Raw genomic sequence first — 17,349 nt, forward strand, 5'->3', positions numbered from 1 at the left:
ATATGGTTTCTGTTCGTCAGACCAGAGGTTTGCTTAGGGCTTCCTTCAGATTCCACGTCACCATGGACACCCTTGCCTTTAGCTATGTGCTTACCGCTATTAGGTCGCACTAGGGACTTCCACCCGTTAGCGTTCGCCCATGCTGGGCGAACAAAAGAAATCCTTCAAGGGTGTACTAACCTTGAAGGATTTTTTTCATAATACTATATTTGACGTATCAATCCCCCCTAGCAAAAGATAAGTAGGGATTACCCGCTTCGTTTATCTAACGCCCAGCAAGGAACACCCCTCTAAAGTAGTTTCCCGATTTAGGGATCTACTTCAGAGGGGCCTATCAGTTTCTATATTCTATGCTGTTACATATGGAATTTATTAAACCCATTTACATACATAAGCTCATTTTATTTAGAGGCATGTTTATTTTGAAATTTGCGGTTACGTCCTTTAGATTTATTATTTCTACCGTATTGACGTTTATAATCATTTTTACCACGATAATTTTTACGTTTATCGTTTTTGTTTTTCACACGTTTAACACTAACTGGTTGAACAGATGAAAGTGTAACTGGTGTTTGTCTTCTCTCTTTAGTCATCATTTTAAGAGCAGCGGCAACAATTGTTACTGAATCGTGTTCATCTAATAGTGTAGAGGCTGTTTCACGATATTCTTCAAGGTTTTGAGTATCAATCGTACGGATAAGCTTGTCAACTGCAATCTGTTGTTGGCCACGACGTGCTTCATCAGAGCTAGGTAATTTGATTCGCTTAACTTTGCTCTTGGTCACCTTCTCAATTAACTTCAAATGTGGAATTTCACGCGGTGTAATAAATGAAATAGCTACACCTGTTTTCCCAGCCCGTCCTGTTCGTCCAATTCGATGCACGTAACTCTCAGGATCTTGTGGGATATCAAAATTATAAACATGTGTCACATTAGAAATATCCAGTCCTCGGGCAGCGACATCTGTTGCAACTAAAATTTCAATTCGGCCATTTTTAAATTTATTTAATACACTCATACGTTTACCCTGAGTCAAGTCTCCATGAATTCCTTCAGCACGAAAACCTCTAGCCTGTAAACCCTCTGTCAATTCGTCCACACGTTTTTTTGTACGGCCAAAAATGATGGCTAACTCTGGAACGTGAATATCTAATAAATTTGTTAAGGCATCAAATTTCTGTTTCTCATGTACTTCAACAAAATTTTGATCAATATTAGAAACAGTCATTTCTTTTGATTTGACCTTTACTTCTTCTGGATTACGCATCAAGGTTGTTGCAATACTACGAATTTCCTTCGGCATTGTCGCTGAAAAAAGTAAGGTTTGGCGTTCTGATGGAATCAATTTTAATATCTCACGAATATCATCAATAAAACCCATATTAAGCATTTCATCTGCTTCATCTAATACCGCGATCTTCACTTGGCTAATATTGATTGTTTTACGACGAATATGATCAAGTAGACGTCCTGGTGTTGCAACAACAATATGTGGTCCATCTTTTAAAGCGCGGATTTGTCTTTGCATTTGCTGTCCACCATAGATTGGTAAAGAGCGAATTCCTTTAAACTTCCCTAGTCGATGAATCTCTTCTGAGACTTGGATAGCCAATTCACGTGTTGGTGCAACAACTAACCCCTGAATTTTTCGCTGCTTTCTTTCAATTTTTTCGATCATTGGGATACCAAAAGCAGCTGTTTTTCCTGTTCCTGTTTGGGCTTGTCCAATGACATCCTTTCCTTCTAAACCTAGAGGGATTGTTTGCTCCTGGATCGGTGTTGCTTCCTCAAAGCCCATATTATTTAAGGCTTTCATAATCGGTTGTGAAATACCTAGTTCTTGAAATGTTGTCAATTTCTTTTCAAACTCCTTTATCATTTAGATCTCATCGTGCGCACGTTACGACACGTTAACATGTTAACTTATCAATAAAATTAAAATCCGGCTTCTATAAAAGATAAGTTTTATATTCTCAACTTAGTTAGTGATATATTTTTTTACAATATCACAGTAATTGCTAAATCTGACTGATTTTTATTCATTAAAGTCATCTGCTTTACTTCTGATCAAGTGATCTCTATATAAAGAGACAAACACTCTCCATCACTCTACAAAAGCTATATTCGCATCGGATCTCCTAGACTATTTTAAGTATTCCCTAAAATCCGCTTCTATTAACGTGAAAAACCCCTTTCCATATAAATGGAAGAGGCTTACTTACGAGCATTCAATGGATGAACCTATTCTAACACACTCTTTCTAGATGTTCTAGTTGTATTTAGCTTGCTCCACTAGCTTTATCTCTTGATTGCGCTTTATTTATGATCATCACAACACTTGGACTGTAGAGTGAATTTTTCATACAACAGAAGATTTCCCTACTATATAAGTAATGGGCTTTTTAATATTTACCAAATTTGATCCTCTTTTCCTTCAACTATAGGCTAAGGAATTTATAGACCAGTTAGGTTGGGGAAATTAGTTCTTCTTCAGCTAACCTATTTTACTAATTCATATTTCACATAAAAAATTACAGCTATTAGATTAAGTATCACAAAGAGTTTGCATTTATTTGACTATGATCTGTTAAGTACTGATAAACCGCTTCGATAGCAACTTCCTTATCATCCCCTAAGCAAATCAAATGTTTTGAATCTGCATAATAAATCACATCAATATCGACTGGGATCTCTTTAGCTAAGTAATGTGTTGATTGATAAGGAACTAAACCATCTTGAATACCTTGTAAAACAAGAACAGGACATGATATCTCTTTAAGTGCTGGACGTGTCACTGTCATACATTTCGCAAATTCAACATAAGCACGTGGCGGTATCCTACCTTTTTTATGCTTAAAGTTTTTATATGATAAGTTTTCTTCAATTTCACCAAATACACGATCTTTTAATAAATGTCTAGCTTCACTCGTTAATTTAATCAAATTTAAGTATTTCCTTGACGGGGACAACATAACTAATCGATCAACAGGATATTTAGCTGCTAATGATGCTGCGATCATCCCACCCATCGAGAAACCAACGACATACACAGTATCAACTTGTGATGCCAACGCTTGATAAGCCTGATCCGCTGACTCTAGCCAATCCTCATGAGTTACCTTATCTAATTCTAAATTCATGCCATGACCAGGTAATGTAGGCACACGAATTAGCCAATTCGTTTTTTCTTGTAAATATGTTGTTAGTGGTTCAATTTCGTATGGACCACCTGTAAATCCATGAATACATAAACATCCGATCATTTATTACCATCCTTTACTCCCTTAATAGTCATAGTCTTGCCAAAAACGGCAAGACTATGACTTAGTCTCCTTTAATGAAAGATCCAATTCCCTTTACAATCGGTGAAAATTGTTGATACGTATTCGCTACCTGCCCGGCCGTATTAAAGACCTTATCAAAATCTAATTGACCCTCGCTATTTTGAAAATATCCCATAACACTTTTAGTTAGTGATTTTTGTTCTGTTCCCATCCCTTGGTATGGAGGTTGCCAAGCCCCCTGTTGAAAAGGCATATTCATATATGATGGGGGATAGGGTTGCTGATTCATATGATAATGAGGGGGGAAACCGTTTGGTCGAAAAGGTTGTTGATACGGATAATACGGCGCATGATAATCAGTCTTAGGAAAGAATCGACTTGACCTCATGACAACACCCCTATTCAATAATCTTGAGTTAAATTATCATATGTTAGATCTCATCAATTCGTTCACGTTTAGAATGATTCTACTCTAATTAATCGGCTGATTTTTCCTTTTTGAAAACCCAAAATTACTTTATCACCAATGAATATAGCAGGTGCAGAATATATATTATGCGTCTGAAGCTCTTTTAGATACGCTCTATTCTTACTAATATTCCTTTCCTCATAATCAACGGCTAATTCTTTCAAAAGATTGATTATGTTTTCAGATTCCTTACATCTGTCACAGGTGTATACAATAATTTGTCTCTCTACCACATTAAATCCCCTCCATCTTTCTCTCTTAAGCAGTTAAATATATCTTTTATTAACAATCCATCTGACAATAGGATTGGGGAAATTTATCATCAAATATTTCAGAAGTCATCCTGTAATCACTGATCTCATTGATGAATAAACCTAAATTCAGCTAACGAAAAGATCAAATATAGGCTATTACTCCTATAATCTTTACTTAGTGTATACCCGCTTCTTACTCCAATAAACTTTTTTTGTTAAAAGATATTGACTGTCTTTTTATAGGAAAAAGCTACTAAAGAGGAGGCTTATTTGCTATCACATTTTATATAAAAATAAATTCACAAGCCTTCTAAGCGGATATAATAAAACTCCAATCAGTGGGGGGCATACTGACAGTTGCACTGTAATAAAAAAATTCCTTTCTAAATTGTTATCATCATTTAGAAAGGAATTTTTCATCTATTTATAACTTTTCATCGGCATAATGGCCTAATTTTTTCAGTAAGTTAATTGCCTCTAGTTTTTCGGCTTCAGTTAAACCTGCGGTAATTTGTTCAATTTGTTTCCAATGATCAGGGAAAATATCATTTAATAGCTCTTTACCTTTATCAGTAATAGAAGCATAAGTAATTCTTCGATCCTTAGCACATTGAGTGCGTTTAAGATACTGCTTTTCTTCTAACTTATCAACAACATAAGTAATACTTCCACTTGCTAATAATATTTTATCACCAATTTTTTGTAAGGGTTGATCTCCTGAATGATATAATAACTCTAATACAGCAAACTCCGTCGCGTTTAAGTTGTTCTTTCGGATATCAGCCACTACTCGATCTGAAACTGAACGATAAGCTTTAGACAAAACAACAAACAATTTCAACGACGGATCTTGCTTCCGTTTCATATATTCCTTTTTTTGTTGGTCCATTTTCTCGCTCCTAATTCACGATATATATATAAGTATAACGCATTACATTATAAATGATAATTCATACACTGACAATCAGAGATTGTATGGGGTGATCCATCATAGTAATGCTTATAAAAAAGAGTATGAATTAAGCGAATGCTCTTAATTTACGATTGACTTGCTCAGCCATTTGACTAATCACGGTAAAGCAAGTGTAAACAATCTTCCCTCAGTGAGGGTCACTCAGTAGGGCCCTTTTGCGACTACTCTCTTGCTAATATTTTCTCATAATAATAAAACTCAAAGGAACCTCGTCGATCATTTCGCCGATCCACATAATGAAAGCCATGGCGTTGAAATAGGCCTTGGGCATGTTTATTCTCACAAAATGTATCTGTTGTTAAATGGTAAATTCCTGATTGCTTAGCAAGCTCCTCAGCAAACTCCATAAACTGATCTGCTATTCCTTGACCATGATAGCTAGGATTAATTGCAATTCTTTTAATTGTCCAAGCAGGTTCGCTACTTGACCAATTAATTAAATGATACTCTTTATGTCCTTGCTTACTGACTGTACAAACTCCTACAATTTCTCCATTCTTCTCATAAACAAACAATTCATGGTTATTTATATCGTTAAGATAATCCGCTCCAGTCGGGTAATTCTCATCCCACTGTCTACTTCCCTGTTCATGCATCTTCTTAACAACTGCACAAACGATTATCATAATTTCATTTAAATCTTGTCTTCTTGCTTCACGGATCATCGCATCACGTCCTAACTATCATTCTATAATTTCTTTATATTCAATACGCCCAAGCAGATAGGCTAGAGCTAATCCAAGTAAAAAGGCTAAACTACTTAAAAGTAGATCAGTTCCCCCACTTGTCCACCCTGGAAAAACAACATAGGTGGAGCCAATTACTAAACCAATAATAGCTGCATAAGTCATATGCGGATATTGTTTTAAAAAGTAACTTATAATTTTACTCATCGCCACCAAACCAAATCCTATTCCTAACGCGACGACAATTAAAATATCCATTTGCATTTCAGTAACAGCGTGAATAACTGTTCCATAAGCCCCGATTAGAAGTAAAATAAGTGATCCACTAATACCCGGGAGAATCATTGCAGCACTAGCAATTGCACCTGATAGAAACAGGAAAATATAAGTCATAAAATTAATATCTACAATAATAAACGCTTCATCCCCTTGAAAAAAACTTAGTGATGCAGCAATAGCCGCACTAATTATAAGAATAGAAAAATGTTGCCATTTAAAGTTGGCTCTTGCACCTGATTCTTTAAATAACAAAGGTAGTACCCCTAAAATTAAACCTACAAAAGCAAATTGTGTTGGATGAGGGTAGTGTTCAAATAGCCACTGAATCGCATTAGCAAATAAAAAAATTGCAATTGCCATCCCTATACCAAGTGGGATTAAAAAGTTCAACTGTTGCTTCCACTCTTTACTAAACAACTTATTTATCGATAATATCAATCGATCATAAATCCCTAACAGTAAAGCAATTGTCCCACCACTAATCCCTGGAACAACGTCAGCAGCTCCCATAACCAATCCCCTATATACATTTTTCCATTCCATATTAAACTACCCCTTTTTCAATTTTAAATCTAAGTAAATTTTAATCAGATCATGACTTTAATACAAGCTTTTTCTTTGTAAAAAAACTACTCAAAAAAATCCAATTCCGGCATCCTTTGGGACATATGCGTTTTGATCTCTTGATAGTGGTCATCGGCTCCCGCTAAACGGTCATTGGTTAAATCTTTCATCGGGAAAATACGATAACCATCATGGATATCTACATATGTTGGCAAGAATCGCGGTGACTCTAATCTAATTGTTTCGGTTGACGAGGTCACTTCTTTTGTGATTGTTAGTTCCATAATGCCACCTATCTGACGATAAAGTTGATCCTGGCCTGATAAGAAATTCCCCAATGAGTAAATAACAAATGCAGTTTTCCCTGTCTCAGATTCAACCCAATCAACAGGTTGTAGCACATGGGGATGGTGACCATAGACAATATCAACCCCCTGGTCTACCACATACTGAACCAATTCTGTTTGAAAGGTATTGGGCATACGCATATATTCGTCACCAAAATGCAAATGCATAACAACAATATCTGATATCTCTTTCGCTTTTGCTACATCTTGTGCAATCTGCTCTTGATCAATCAAATCGATTAAATGGTCTTTTCCATCTGGAATTGGCATCCCATTCGTCCCGTAACTATAGCCCAGGAATGAAACGGCTATATTATTTTTCTCAATTACTCTGATTGTATTTTTATCCTTATTATCACGATATGAACCTACATATGGAATACCAAGTTCATCCCAATAATCAAGTGCAGAATGAATGACATCTTCACCACGATCAAGTGTATGATTATTGGCAAGATTTACAAGGTCAATGTCAAGTTCCTTAACCATATCTCCCACTTCTTGTGGACTATTAAATTGTGGATATCCTGAGAGGCCATGTTGCTCACCACCAATCATCGTTTCCTGATTGGCGGTCGCAATATCAACTTCAGTTAAATAATCTTGTACTTGACTAACCATTGGCATAAAATCAAAACCTGTTTCCGTTCTGGCTTGATCATATACTCGATCATGAATTAATAAATCTCCAACAGCAGCAATTGTAATTTCATAAGTCTCCTGTAACCAATCGACTCTATCCTTCATTACTACATTTACATCTATCTCGCTTAATAACTGAACTTGTTTTTCTTGATTTGGACTACAACCTATCAAAAGAATAACAATCATTAATAAAATAACCCTTTTTAAATACCTCAATGATATAGCCTCCAAATTTATGTCTGACATATCTGCAATAAAGTAAAACCTCACGCCATAAGAAAATATATCTGGATCAAAAAGGCAATTCAGTAGTAAGACAAATCCCCATTCATATTGAAAGATCATGCACACCAAACTTTGTAACAACTTCTATTAAGATCTGACTTTCTAAAAACAAACAAAATAAGTATAATAATATTACTACAATTATTTTTATAAATCTAGCACAATTGAAAGGGGAAATCATCATGATTACTAACCAAATCATGCGTGCGATTACTTATGCGACGACAATGCATGATGGACAAAGGCGTAAAGTAGACCAAACACCTTACATTGCGCACCCATTTCGGGTAGCCATGCTACTAAAAGAGCATCATTGTCATAACGATCTCGTTATTGCGGGACTGCTACACGACATCGTTGAAGATACAGAAGGAACACTTGAAGAAATAGAATCTATATTCGGGGAAAATATCTCAGAACTTGTTCAATCTGTAACTGAACTTGAAAAGACCCTACCTTGGGAAGAAAGAAAACAGCACAGTATCGATCAAATACGTGAAGCTTCATTTAATGTCAAGTTAATCACCTGTGCCGATAAAATTGATAACCTTCAGTCAATGCTAGACAATGAGACGATCTACGGCAATTCAATGTGGCATGCCTTTGATCGTGGCAAATCTGACCAACAATGGTATTATCAAAACATGTATCAAAGTGTTATCACAGGTGTTAAACCAGCAGATTTCCACCCACTTATGTATCTATTTAAAGCTTTATTAGATGAGTTTTTACATGAGTAATAAAGAGCAAATTCTTTGATAATTGACTGCAAATCAAATTTTTATTAGCCAATCGCTCATATAGGTCACATTTATCCTTTTTATGTATCTGAAGGAGAGCTTTTGCAACCATTTAGGCAGACAAATAAGTACAAGTATATAATGATCACCCGACTGTTACTTAAATCAAGTAACAGTCTTTTTTTTGTCTTTCAAATCGAACTGTTTCCATTATTAATATATTTACCACAGTGCAACTGTCAGTAAATCTCCCACTTCAAGAATTCTATAGAAACCAAGAGTTATAAGTGAGAGATCAACTGACAGTAGCGGCCCGATTGGTTCAAGGACCTTTAGGTCATCCCCTTGTGGTGCTAACAAGTGTTTTCGGTGGGACGAGTAAACGCAAATGTTTTCGGTGGGACGAGTAAACGCAAATTATTTCGGTGGGACGAGTAAACGCAGTCCCAGTCCCAGTCGCAATCAGTACGGGATTAGGGGGAAGGTAGACTAAACCCACCACATCCTGTAGGCCCCCCACCGATTGAAGTTTCACTTTACCTTTGCTTTTAACTTTTTATAAGATTAGCAACTTTCTATTCGCAAAATGGAAGCGATTTTACAAACGATTTTTGAGTATTCCGACGTATTCGAGATTATCTTCGACCATTCTTTGGGATATTATCATTGTTTATAAGCGATCACTAAATATAAGAATATACGCTAAATAATCACTATTTTCATCGTTTGATATCCTGTTTATATTTCAGTTATGATAATAGACATGCAAGTCAGACCTTGATCCCTCAAGGTTTGAAAAACTACACGGTGGTATTAAAAAAGAATGAACCATCAGAAATCAATACAGGAAAAGCCTGTTTTTAATCCAAAAGGAGGGTTTTAAAATTTTTAAAAAACTAGTAAAAGTTTCACTATTTGTTGTTTTTGCACTTGTCTTAGCTGCATGTGGAAATGGAGATAATGGTACAACAAATGGTACAAACCAATTAGAAGATTTACAAGAAGCAGGAACTGTTACGATCGGGTTTGCTAACGAGGCACCCTACGCATATGAAGAAAATGGTGAGCTAAAAGGAGCTGCTGTTGATATTGCCACTGCTGTTTTTGCCGAATTGGGAATTGATAATGTAGAAAGTCGATTGGCTGATTTCGGTCAACTTATTCCAGGTGTTCAGGCAGGGCAGTTTGATGTTGTTACTGCAGGGATGGCGATCACACCTGAACGAGCAGAAAACGCATTGTTTGGCGAACCAGAAATGGTATATGGTGAAGGACTCGTTGTTAAAGCTGGAAATCCAAATCAAATCTATAGCTATGAAGACATTGCTAATAATCCTGATATAACTATCGTTGTCATGGAAGGGGCAACGGAAATAGAATTTCTAAAACAATCTGGTGTAAGTGATGACCAAATCACTACAGCTGCAGATATCCCATCAACCTTTTCAGCTGTTCAGGCTGGGCGTGCTGATGCGACAACAGGAACAGAAATGACCATTCGAATGGCTTTTGAGTCTGCCAATACTGATGATTTAGAAATTGTTGAAGATTTTGAACAACCTGATGCTGAAGGTGTACCAAGTTATGGGGCTGCTGCCTTCGCTTTAGAAAGTGAAGAGCTACGCGATGCCTATAATGAAGCTTTAGCAACATTAAAAGAGGATGGAACTGTTCAAGAAATACTCGAAAAAAATGGCTTCCATCCAGAAACAAACTTCCCACCTGAAGAAGTAACTACAGATAGTGTAGTAAGTGGTGAAAACTATTAATTCAGAATCTTCATTCTATTTAATTTAAAACAAAGTTATTCCATAAGGTCCTGTTCCCTTACCTTGGGACAGGACCATCTTATTCTGTTCATAAAATATGATCCATTACAAGGAGTGAAAAACAATTGAATCCCATTACTGATATTGGAGGTCAGCTTATACCAGGGTTAGGCATTACAATTAGTATTTTGCTCGCCTCCGCTTTATTCTCTTATTTAATGGCTTTTATCGCTGGCCTTTGTCGGCTCTCAAAAAATGTATTTTTAAGAAAATTTACCGGTTTATACGTTGAAGTTTTCCGTGGTACATCACTCATTGTACAACTGTTTTGGTTTGTTTATGCAATTCCAATTTTATTCGGAGTAAACCTAGGCTCAAATTGGAGTATTGGAGTGATTGCCATCGGTCTAAATTATGGCGCCTACTTATCAGAAGTTGTCCGTAGTTCTATTTTGGCCGTTGCACCTGGACAATCCGAAGCAGCAACAGCATTAAATATGACCAGTTTTCAAAAAATGCGCCTAGTTATTTTTCCCCAGGCGGTACGCATGATGTTACCTGAATTCGCAAATTATACAATTCAAATGCTAAAGGGAACAGCGCTTGTCTCTTTAATTAGCTTAAACGATGTGCTTTACTACGGAAATATATTACGGAGCTCAAATCTATCCTATGCTCCACTGATTTATATTGTTGTGCTCATTATTTATTTCTTACTTGCTTTACCGCTTATCCTCTTCTCTCGGAAAGCTGAGAAAATTGCCAAGAAAGGAGTGGCTAATTAATGAACGGGAATTATTGGAGCTGGGAACGTTTTGCCGATGCTTTTCCAATTGTCTTGGAGGGGCTAGGTACTCTGATTAGTGTTACGATTTCCACATTTATCTTTGCTCTATTATTTGGTTTTGTTTGGACATTTTTACGTCGAATTAAAAATAAACAAATCAATTGGATTGTCACATGGTTAATGGAGTTTATCCGGTCAACACCCCCAATTGTTCAATTATTTTTTATCTATTATGCTTGGCCAGTCATGCCTGTAATCGGAGTGACATTAAGTGGATTTGCTAGTGCAGTAATTGGTCTAGGTATTCACTTCAGTTGCTATATTGGTGAAATTTATCGTTCTGGAATCGAGAGTGTAGATACTGGTCAATGGGAAGCAGCAACTGCCTTAAATTTATCAACTTGGGATAAGTGGAGCAAGATCATTCTACCACAAGCCATTCCGCCGACAATTCCAATGCTAGGGAACTATTTCATCATATTATTTAAAGAGGTACCTATTACTTCAACTATAGGCGTTCAGGGGATCTTATTTATGGCCAATTCATATGGCGCTCAAAACTGGGCTTATATTGAAGCACTAACAATCGTTGGATTAATTCTTTTAGCCCTTAGCTACCCTTCTGCTGTACTCATAAAAAAATTAGAAGTAAAAATGAATACACGTTTTGATAAAAATGCTGCTATTCAAATGAATAAAGGAGTGACCCAACAATGACAGAACCGATTGTTCAATATAAAAAAGTGCATAAGGCATTTGACGATGTTAAAGTATTAAAAGGAATTGATTTAGATATCTACCCAAGTGAAAAGGTGGCCATTATTGGACCAAGTGGTTCAGGTAAAACCACGATCATTCGCATGTTAATGACACTAGAAGAACCAACATCAGGCGATATTATCGTCGATGGAACAAATCTTTGGAAGATGGAGAAAAAAGGAGAACTAGTAAGAGCTAATGAAAAACACTTACGCTCTGTCCGTGGTGATATCGGAATGGTTTTTCAACATTTTAACTTATTTCCACATATGACCATTTTGGAAAACTGCATGACTGCACCTATCCATGTTAAAGGTGAGGATAAAAAAGAAGTTGAAGAACGTTCAATTGAAATGTTAGGGCGAGTCGGTCTCGGTGATAAAATGAATAACTATCCTAGCCAATTATCAGGTGGTCAAAAGCAGCGGGTAGCAATGGCACGTGCACTTGTTATGAGACCCAAAATTATGTTATTTGATGAAGTTACTTCAGCCCTTGACCCCGAACTTGTTGGTGAGGTGCTAGAGGTCATTCGTGATATTGCTAAAAATGATGATATGGCAATGGTACTCGTTACACATGAAATGGATTTTGCTTTAGATATTGCTGATAAAGTATTATTTTTAGACGAAGGGGTTATCGAGGAGCAGGGTTCGGCACAAGAGGTCATTAATGATTCACAGAATAAACGTCTTCGAGAATTTCTCAGTCGATTTAGAAATTAATCAAGTTAAATTCGATCAACCAGTCCAAGTGGGCTGGTTTTTTTATTTACGTCTTTTTTGAAACTTTTCGTTTTTTCTCTCGTCATTAACAATAGTACAAAAATGGGGGCTTTATATATGATAACAGTTAAACATTTAACCCACGAATTTGAATTAGGGAAAAAAGGGGATAAAACACTCTTACCAGTGCTTCACGATGTCTCATTCTCCGTTGATGCAGGAGAAATCGTCTCAATTATTGGCCGAAGTGGTTCAGGAAAATCAACGTTATTAAATTTAATTGGAGGCTTTATCCGACCAAAATCAGGACAAATTTTTATTAAAGATCAGGAAGTAAGCTCTTTTTCCGAGGGACAATTTGCAGACTTTAGACTAAATCATGTCGGATTTATCTTTCAAAATTTCCAATTGATTCCTTCTATGACTGCATATCAAAATGTCGAACTTCCTTTAATTCTAAAAGGGATAAAAGAACTCGAAAGAAAACGAATAACTGAAGAAACATTAAAACGGGTAAGTCTAGAGAAATTCCACGATCATTACCCTAGTGAATTATCAGGGGGACAACAGCAAAGGGTGAGTATTGCTCGAGCACTTGTTCTAAATCCACCACTTATTTTGGCTGATGAACCCACCGGGAGTCTTGATAGTGAAACAGAAACGGATTTGTTAGAATTTATTCAGCAACTTAATAAGGAATTGAATATTACCTTCTTGATTATTACCCATGATGAGCGGGTTGCCAAAATTGGGAATCGAATCATTGAAATTCAAGATGGGCATTTAATAGAAGGGGGAAATCATTAATTATGAAATTTGGTGACCAATTTAGATTTGTCCGACAAAATATTAAAAAAAATAAAATGCGGATTTTTATGACTGTCCTTGCTTCAGCTATGGGAACAACTTTTCTTATTGTCCTCGCATCTGTCGGGTTTGGATTGCACAGTACCGTATTAAAAGACGTAATGGAACAAGATTTGATTAATGAGATTTCAATTTACGGTTTTGATGATGGAGAATATCGTCTAATTAATGATCAGGATATTAACTATTTTTCATCATTAGCTAATGTTCGATCCGTTCGACCTGTGAATTACCTCTATCAATCACCCAATCTGCAAATCAATGATTTTCAAACAAATGCCGAGGTAAGAAGTGTAGACTTCGCAGCAGAGCAAAAAGCTGGGATGAAACTATCTAAAGGTGATTACCCTAAAAAACCAAATGAAGTCATCGTTGGCTATCATTTCGCAGAAGATTTGTATCCAGTTGATATTGAATATGAGGATCTATTTGATGAGAATGGTGAACAATTAGAAAAATATACTTATGATGATGAATTGATTGGGCAAACCCTTACTATGGCGATTGAAAAAATGGACCCGGATAATAATATCGAATCTGAAGAGTTTGAAGTTACAATTGTTGGTATTACTGAGAAACCTAAGGCTGATTGGCAACGAAACTATACACTTTACATTTCTGGTGATCTACTAAGTCAAATTGAAAAATATACTGAAACACTTAATGGAGACCCGGCTTCTACCGATGAGAATTCTGATTTAACAAATGAAAGAACTTATAGTGAAGTTTATATTCATTCTGATTCATTGCAACATATTCAGGATTTGACGACTCAATTAACAGATGAACACTATTATGCACATTCTGTCGCAACTGAAATCAAGGAAATTAATATGCTTTTTAATATTGCGAAAGCCGGTTTAATCTTTATCGGGACAATCGCAGTCTTAATTGCATCCATTGGCATTTATAATACCATGACAATGGCTGTTACAGAGCGTGCACCTGATATTGGTATTATGAAAGCTATTGGGGCGAACCCAAAAACGATTAAACAAATCTTTTTATTAGAGAGTAGCTATATTGGCTTACTTGGTGCTTTAATTGGAACGGCAGTTGCTTATTTAATCAGCTTTGTCGTTAATCTTGGGCTTCCTCTAATCTTGGAGGCCGTATTTGATGATCAAATTCCTGAAGGGTTTAAATTTTCCATTATTCCATGGTCGCTCATTGTAATTGCTGTTGGAATTTGTTTAGTTGTAACAATTATATCTGGTGCAAGACCAGCTAAAAAGGCAACCCAGATTGATGTTCTAAAAGCTATGCGCCGTGATCTATAAAGAAGGGCTTTACTTAGTAGAGACCACTGAAAATCTCCAAATATTTCGGTAGATCATAATAGCTATACAATAATAAGAGGCTGGGACAAAACTTACGGTCAAGGTAAAATTGATGTTGAGCCGTTCTTTGGGCTATTGAAGGCTAATTTGGGTTTCGTTCGTTTATCTTTAAGAGGTAAATCCAAAGTACACAATGAACTAAGATTTGCGTTATTAGCTGTGAACTTAAGGGAATTCACGGCTAATAATTCTAAGATTTCAAAGCACTACAAAAATGAAAATGGTTCTATTTACGGAAAAATCGTAAATAAAAACATCTTTTACTCAGTGAGACTAGTTATATCCCGGACTCTTACCTTTTATATTCACTGTAAAATAGTCATGGCTCCTTGTAACTCCATGCCAATTAAACCCAAGGACTCCGTAACATCTACTATTTCAAGAAAATATTTAAATGACCTATCATACATAGTATACAATAAAAAAAGCAACCTAGATCTGACTTTACAGATCCAAGTTGCTTTTTTACTTTTTCAGTAAACTCACTTAGGAGGGGGGTTTTGTCTTCACTTACAATGCCTAGCTCCCTTCGAATGCCTAAAGTGGGAGTCTTACTAACAATTGCACTGCAGTAAAAATATAAAAGCTAAGCATAATTATAATGCTCAGCTTTTTTATCCTTATTTTGCATATAATTTACTATAATAATCTTCTAACATACGTTTAACAGCGAATTGTTCCCTCGTACTGTCAATACTTGCTTTCATCATTTCAACCCATTTATCATGATTATCATAATATGTTGGTAAAACCTCATTTTGTAAGACTTCATAAAGCGCCTTTAAGTCGTGGGCATCTAGTTCTGCTTCATCATCACTTTCAAAGCCGTCACCAAACTGCCAGCCATTGACACCGTGATCGCAGGCTTCTGGCCACCAACCATCTAAAGTACTAAAGTTAAGTACCCCATTCATCGCTGCCTTCATTCCAGATGTACCACTTGCCTCTTTTGGTCGACGCGGATTATTTAACCAAACATCAGCACCACGTGTTAAGGCGGCTCCGATCGTCATATCATAGTTTTCTAAGAAAACAACAGCATTCGGGTATTTCTTAGCCATTTTCACAAGCGAACTAACAATACCCTTTCCAGTATCATCAAGTGGATGAGCTTTACCTGAAAACACGATTTGAACTTTGCCTGATTCAAGCAATGGACCAATGACCGACTCATCCGTGAAAATAAAATCACTTCGTTTATATGGAGCTGCTCGACGTGAAAAACCAATAATCATTTTATCTTCATCTAAGCGAATCCCGTTACGCTCTTCAATAAAATCAATCAAGGCTCGTTTGTTCTTCATATGGGCTTCCCAAAGATCGCCACCTTCTTCAGCAACTTTTAACATGTTTTCATCTACCCATGTTGGAACATGGATACAATTAGTAATTGGAATGATTTCTGAACGCCCTTCAACATGTGACCACATCTTATTTGCTGTTACGCCATGCAATTCCGCAACTGCATTTGATTTGCGGGATAGGCGTAATGCACCTACAGTCATATTAAAAGGCGCCCCGCCTATTTCAACAAGTTGTTCAATCGTTAACCCATTGTTTGCCCCCATGTACATTATTCGATCAAGAGGGTGTGATTCATTACCTTCTACAATTGGCGTGTGCGTTGTGAATACGGTTTCATCTCTGGTCTCTTGCCAGGCCTCTTCAAAACTTGCTCCACGATCCATTCGTTCTTTTATTAATTCAAACCCTGCAAATAAAGCATGTCCTTCGTTAAAATGGTAGACATCAACATCATGCCCTAAAGCTCTTAATGCTCGAACGCCACCAATTCCCAAAACCATCTCCTGTGCAATCCGGTCTTCTCCAAAACCACCATATAATTGTCCCGTAATCCATGCATCTGGATTTTCTGGTAGGTCTGTATCTAATAAATAAAGTGGAACATTACCAAATGCCTCTGTTTTCCATACTTTACAGACAATGTCGCGTTGACGAATGGTTACAGTCACTTTAACACCAGTATCTTCTAAAAAGTCATAATCATAATTGTGATAAGAATCATATGGCTGTCCATTTTCATCAATCAATTGATCTGTATAACCTTGTTTCCATTTCACGCCGATACCGACCATTGGAAAATCATGATCTTTGGCACCTTTCAAATAATCGCCGGCTAAAATCCCTAGTCCCCCTGCATACGTTTTCATACCAGAGTCTAAACCATACTCCATACAAAAATAAGCAACACGAGAATCTTTTTTCACCATTAAAATTCCTCCTAAGCTTTATTTTATAAGTATTGCGACAATCTTGATAAAGAAGACACGAGTTGATCACTCATTATCCCCACTACTAATATATTACTAGATTTTTTGTTTAATTACCAGCAAAAAGAGAAAGCGATTGCATTAATTTTTATAATTAGTTAATCGGGGCTATGCTCTCCTTCAAAACAATACATGTGAGCATCTCAAAATCTAACCACCGATTAACCTTTTTAATTTAATTTATGACAGAAGATTTCCACTTCACATTTTGTTAGAAATTATGTGGTGGATAGTTTAAGTTTCTTTTCATTATAGGAAGATAGTCTGTAAAAATTACCGACCCT

16 protein-coding genes and 1 pseudogene are annotated in these 17,349 nt (G+C 36.4%); 8 read left to right on the top strand and 9 right to left on the bottom strand.

What is annotated here, in order from left to right:
• Positions 1-401 precede the first annotated feature (401 nt).
• The 8 genes from cshA to KQI76_RS09650 form a co-directional block, all read right to left on the bottom strand.
• Positions 402-1,856 carry a degradosome RNA helicase CshA gene (cshA, locus tag KQI76_RS09615; RefSeq protein ID WP_253288897.1) on the bottom strand — a complete coding sequence of 485 codons (1,455 nt, stop codon included), beginning with the start codon at positions 1,854-1,856 and terminating at the stop codon, positions 402-404.
• A gap of 697 nt (positions 1,857-2,553) precedes the next feature.
• Positions 2,554-3,264 (bottom strand): alpha/beta hydrolase, encoded by a 711-nt coding sequence (locus tag KQI76_RS09620; RefSeq protein ID WP_216400098.1) that lies wholly within the window; start codon positions 3,262-3,264, stop codon positions 2,554-2,556.
• A 61-nt stretch (positions 3,265-3,325) separates the two neighbouring features.
• Positions 3,326-3,673, bottom strand: a complete 348-nt coding sequence (locus KQI76_RS09625; protein WP_216400099.1) for a YppG family protein — start codon at positions 3,671-3,673, stop codon at positions 3,326-3,328.
• A 68-nt stretch (positions 3,674-3,741) separates the two neighbouring features.
• Positions 3,742-3,987 carry a glutaredoxin family protein gene (locus KQI76_RS11900; protein WP_216400100.1) on the bottom strand — a complete coding sequence of 82 codons (246 nt, stop codon included), beginning with the start codon at positions 3,985-3,987 and terminating at the stop codon, positions 3,742-3,744.
• A 445-nt stretch (positions 3,988-4,432) separates the two neighbouring features.
• On the bottom strand, positions 4,433-4,897 hold the full coding sequence (locus KQI76_RS09635) for a MarR family winged helix-turn-helix transcriptional regulator (RefSeq protein ID WP_216400101.1): 465 nt from the start codon (positions 4,895-4,897) through the stop codon (positions 4,433-4,435).
• Between the two features lie 245 nt (positions 4,898-5,142).
• On the bottom strand, positions 5,143-5,646 hold the full coding sequence (locus KQI76_RS09640; protein ID WP_216400102.1) for a GNAT family N-acetyltransferase: 504 nt from the start codon (positions 5,644-5,646) through the stop codon (positions 5,143-5,145).
• 18 nt (positions 5,647-5,664) lie between these two features.
• Positions 5,665-6,489, bottom strand: a complete 825-nt coding sequence (locus KQI76_RS09645; RefSeq protein ID WP_216400103.1) for a DUF368 domain-containing protein — start codon at positions 6,487-6,489, stop codon at positions 5,665-5,667.
• Between the two features lie 86 nt (positions 6,490-6,575).
• On the bottom strand, positions 6,576-7,718 hold the full coding sequence (locus tag KQI76_RS09650) for a CapA family protein (RefSeq protein ID WP_253288896.1): 1,143 nt from the start codon (positions 7,716-7,718) through the stop codon (positions 6,576-6,578).
• Positions 7,719-7,969: 251 nt separating this feature from the next.
• Between KQI76_RS09650 and KQI76_RS09655 the strand changes: the two genes are divergently transcribed.
• The 8 genes and pseudogenes from KQI76_RS09655 to KQI76_RS12125 all read left to right on the top strand — a co-directional run.
• Entirely contained in the window at positions 7,970-8,527 is a 558-nt protein-coding gene (locus KQI76_RS09655) for an HD domain-containing protein (RefSeq protein ID WP_216400104.1), read from the top strand.
• 884 nt (positions 8,528-9,411) lie between these two features.
• Positions 9,412-10,296 (top strand): ectoine/hydroxyectoine ABC transporter substrate-binding protein EhuB, encoded by an 885-nt coding sequence (ehuB, locus tag KQI76_RS09660; RefSeq protein WP_216400121.1) that lies wholly within the window; start codon positions 9,412-9,414, stop codon positions 10,294-10,296.
• A gap of 125 nt (positions 10,297-10,421) precedes the next feature.
• Positions 10,422-11,081: an amino acid ABC transporter permease gene (locus KQI76_RS09665; protein ID WP_216400105.1), complete on the top strand. Its 660-nt coding sequence runs from the start codon at positions 10,422-10,424 to the stop codon at positions 11,079-11,081.
• Complete coding sequence (ehuD, locus tag KQI76_RS09670; RefSeq protein WP_216400106.1) at positions 11,081-11,800, top strand: ectoine/hydroxyectoine ABC transporter permease subunit EhuD; 720 nt, start codon at positions 11,081-11,083, stop codon at positions 11,798-11,800. The genes KQI76_RS09665 and ehuD overlap by 1 nt, the downstream gene beginning before the upstream one ends.
• Entirely contained in the window at positions 11,797-12,567 is a 771-nt protein-coding gene (gene ehuA / locus KQI76_RS09675) for an ectoine/hydroxyectoine ABC transporter ATP-binding protein EhuA (RefSeq protein ID WP_216400107.1), read from the top strand. The genes ehuD and ehuA overlap by 4 nt, the downstream gene beginning before the upstream one ends.
• Before the next feature lie 117 nt (positions 12,568-12,684).
• Positions 12,685-13,374, top strand: a complete 690-nt coding sequence (locus tag KQI76_RS09680; protein WP_216400108.1) for an ABC transporter ATP-binding protein — start codon at positions 12,685-12,687, stop codon at positions 13,372-13,374.
• Between the two features lie 2 nt (positions 13,375-13,376).
• Positions 13,377-14,714 (top strand): ABC transporter permease, encoded by a 1,338-nt coding sequence (locus KQI76_RS09685; RefSeq protein ID WP_216400109.1) that lies wholly within the window; start codon positions 13,377-13,379, stop codon positions 14,712-14,714.
• Positions 14,715-14,756: 42 nt separating this feature from the next.
• Positions 14,757-14,957: pseudogene (locus KQI76_RS12125) on the top strand (transposase); the annotation flags it as partial.
• A 437-nt stretch (positions 14,958-15,394) separates the two neighbouring features.
• Here KQI76_RS12125 and glgP read toward each other — a convergent pair.
• Positions 15,395-17,005 (bottom strand): alpha-glucan family phosphorylase, encoded by a 1,611-nt coding sequence (gene glgP, locus KQI76_RS09695; protein WP_216400110.1) that lies wholly within the window; start codon positions 17,003-17,005, stop codon positions 15,395-15,397.
• Between the last annotated feature and the right edge of the window lie 344 nt (positions 17,006-17,349).

Origin of the sequence: Amphibacillus sp. MSJ-3 (assembly GCF_018919165.1) — a bacterium.
GTDB lineage: Bacteria > Bacillota > Bacilli > Bacillales > Amphibacillaceae > Amphibacillus.